This is a genomic window from Desulfofundulus thermosubterraneus DSM 16057 (assembly GCF_900142025.1).
GTDB classification, from domain to species: domain Bacteria; phylum Bacillota; class Desulfotomaculia; order Desulfotomaculales; family Desulfovirgulaceae; genus Desulfofundulus; species Desulfofundulus thermosubterraneus.
This window is the reverse complement of sequence record NZ_FQZM01000084.1, coordinates 1-2,693: the sequence shown is the minus strand read 5'-3', so window position 1 is coordinate 2,693 and position 2,693 is coordinate 1. Positions and strand designations below refer to the sequence as shown.

At 49.2% G+C, this 2,693-nt stretch carries 3 protein-coding genes and 1 tRNA gene; all 4 read right to left on the bottom strand.

Annotation, left to right across the window (positions count from 1 at the left end; translation table 11 throughout):
* Positions 1 to 54 precede the first annotated feature (54 nt).
* Entirely contained in the window at positions 55 to 798 is a 744-nt protein-coding gene (locus BUA65_RS17405; RefSeq protein WP_072871651.1) for a CHASE3 domain-containing protein, read from the bottom strand.
* A 99-nt stretch (positions 799 to 897) separates the two neighbouring features.
* Positions 898 to 1,116 carry a hypothetical protein gene (locus BUA65_RS17400; RefSeq protein WP_072871649.1) on the bottom strand — a complete coding sequence of 73 codons (219 nt, stop codon included), beginning with the start codon at positions 1,114 to 1,116 and terminating at the stop codon, positions 898 to 900.
* Positions 1,117 to 1,212: 96 nt separating this feature from the next.
* A complete protein-coding gene (locus BUA65_RS19060; protein ID WP_084062695.1) occupies positions 1,213 to 2,166 on the bottom strand; it encodes a methyl-accepting chemotaxis protein in 954 nt (317 codons plus the stop codon).
* A gap of 286 nt (positions 2,167 to 2,452) precedes the next feature.
* A tRNA-Pro gene (locus BUA65_RS17390) sits at positions 2,453 to 2,530 on the bottom strand.
* Between the last annotated feature and the right edge of the window lie 163 nt (positions 2,531 to 2,693).

Here is a 2,693-nt window from a genome sequence, read left to right as displayed (position 1 = left end):
ACAGTTTAGAAGACATTTTCTAGAAGAGGAAGAACCGCCCGAAGGGCGGTTTTTTTATTTTCCCAAGTTCAAAAGCCGTTGTTCTTCATCCACTAGGGCCTGGCCGGCGTAGATAACTGCGTTGATTATATCCCCGCTGGTTTGGAGATACTGGGTTAATTCTTCCATTTGGTTATTTTGCCTGAACCGGATGACCGTCTGGGCATATTTTTCAGAATCGGCGTGGGCTGCTTGAAGGGCCATGTGCAACGAGCGCTCGTCGTTGCTTTGCAGGTGTTTAGCCAGTTCGGAAATGTCCCTTTGCAGGCGCTTGGTTTCCACCAAGTAGGCATTGAGATAACTGGGATTTCCGGTGAGCATGTAGCCCCGTAAATCCAGGGCCGTTTTCTCATACCGGATAAGGATACCCTGGACTTTGCTCATGTTTGCTGCTTTATGTTCCATTAAATCGGTATAGGATTCATTGATGGCATTTAGTTGGGCCAGGGACAAAAGGCCCAGGGCCAGGGTAAGCAGCAATACCAGCCCGAAACCCATTAGTAATTTGCCACCGATTTGTATGCCCTGGCGGTTTGCACGGCGGTAAAAATCACAGCGGCGGCAAAGGTTTATCTTTTCCGCCGCGGAACTCTGGCCTTCTGTGTCACACAGGGTGTGATCCACCAGCCAACAGTCCCGGCCCCTCTTTTCAATATAAGCCGGGCAAGCTCTTTTCTTTTCCTCGGGGCATTTTTGTAATCCCAGCAGTTTTGTAAAAATTCTTTGGTTGTTTCTTTCCTTTCCTTTTTCCCTTTCCATGTTCTTTTCACTTTTTTTCCTTCTTCCCTGGTAATATGAGCGGCTCTAGTGAACCCAAAAGAGGTATTCATTCCCGTTATTGGAACCGGTAGCGACCCGCTAAAGCCGTAAAGATTCCGCCAGCTGGCTAAGGCTGGCTGCAGCCGCACTGAGTTCTTCAACCGTGGCCGTTTGTTCTTCGCTGGCGGCGGCAATATTTTCCACACTGGTACTGATTTGTTCGGTGCCGGCAGCGGCGTCATGCACCTTTCCTGCCAGTTCTTTGATTTGGCGGGCAATTTCCCGGAACAGGCCACCAGCCTCGGAGACCACCCTCAAGTACTTGGTACTCGGCCTAATGCATCTTTACCTTAGCAAGTTGCCTTTTGGGGAAGAGATTTTATTTCCAGCCTTTTAAGGCAAACTCACAATCACCTAAACAACCAGTTCATCGGCCAGTTTTTTCAGTTGCCCGGCTACTGCAGCCAGTTCGTTTACAGAAGCATTAATTTCCTGGGACGAGGCAGCCTGCTGTTGGGCTGCAGCAGACATCTGTTCAATTGAGTTAGTCAGGTCTATAATGGATTGCTGTACGTCATGCAAGGTCTGCATGATTTCTTTAACTGAACGTTGGGTATCCTGGGATAGTTTGCGTATTTCCCCGGCTACCACATTGAAACCCCGCCCGGCGTCACCGACCCGGGCCGCCTCAATGGCCGCGTTCAAGCCCAGTAAGTGAGTCTGCTCGGCGATTTCTTCGATGAGGGCTACAATGCCATCGGTTTTCTTAATTTCATTCCTGATCTTCTGGGCGTTGTTGTTCAGGTTTTCCGTGGTTGCCGCCAGTTCTTCCGAAGTGGCAGAAAGGTTGGAGGTGGCCATGGCAATGGTGTTGATCTGGTTATCCATTTCCTCCGACAATGCGATTAGATTTTCCTGGCGGGTAATGGGGGTGGTCATGCCCAAAGTTCCGACTATTTTACCCGTCTTAGCGTCGGTAATGGGATAAGAAATACCAATATATGGTATACCGTAGACCTCTTTTCCCACCCGTCTGGCTTGTCTTTGGCCGGTACGCAGGGCCAGGGCCGTTACGCTGCCTTCTTTGACAATGTCCCCCGCTTTTAGAGAAAGACCTACACGTCCCGGGTCGCAATAAATGTACCGTTCCAGGTCCGAAAGGTATATACCCGCTTCTTCACCCAGCAGCCCCTTGATAAAAGGAGCCAGGTCTAGGGCACAGTTCAGCAGGTCACGTTCTGTTTGTTCTGGTCGGTCAACAGTCCTTGTTTCTTGGGGGCCCGGAGGTGATTCTTCCGGTATTACAGCAGGAGCTGATGCTATTTTTTTCTGGCATGCTATTTTACTTTTGAATCCAGGCAAGATCACGAATGGCACTCCCCTTCCTTTTATCTGCATTTTTTGGTTAGCACAATTAGAAGACTCCAAGAGTTGTTTCGGCAGGTTCTAGTGAAAAATTGAGGGGAAGGTAGCGAACGCAGATAATTTATGTAGAAAAAAGCGTATGTCATGGTTATGTGGTATGCAGAAAAAAGCCGCAAGGGAGCAATATCCAACTTCCCTGCGGCGATCAATCCATCCGGACCTCCGCCCGGCCTTACTAAAAATTAAAAGCCCACAAAGCCTTCTTTATGCGGCCATGCGGGCTTTTCTTTGGTCGGAGCGACACGACTCGAACGTGCGACCTCTACCACCCCAAGGTAGCGCTCTAGCCAAACTGAGCTACGCCCCGACATTACCTACTGGCATTATTAATTTTACTGTATCCTCAAACCAATGTCAAGGGGTTAGGTGTTGTTGGTGTCACCGGACTATGATATTGTCACCCTGTAAGCGGACTGAGAAAATGTCACTATGGGAGGAGAAATCTTTTTGAGTGCTAAAGAGTCGCGCAG

Coding starts and splice junctions, on each gene's coding strand:
- BUA65_RS17405 (WP_072871651.1), bottom strand. CDS start 798: ATGGAAAGGGAAAAAGGAAAGGAAAGAAACAACCAAAGAATTTTTACA.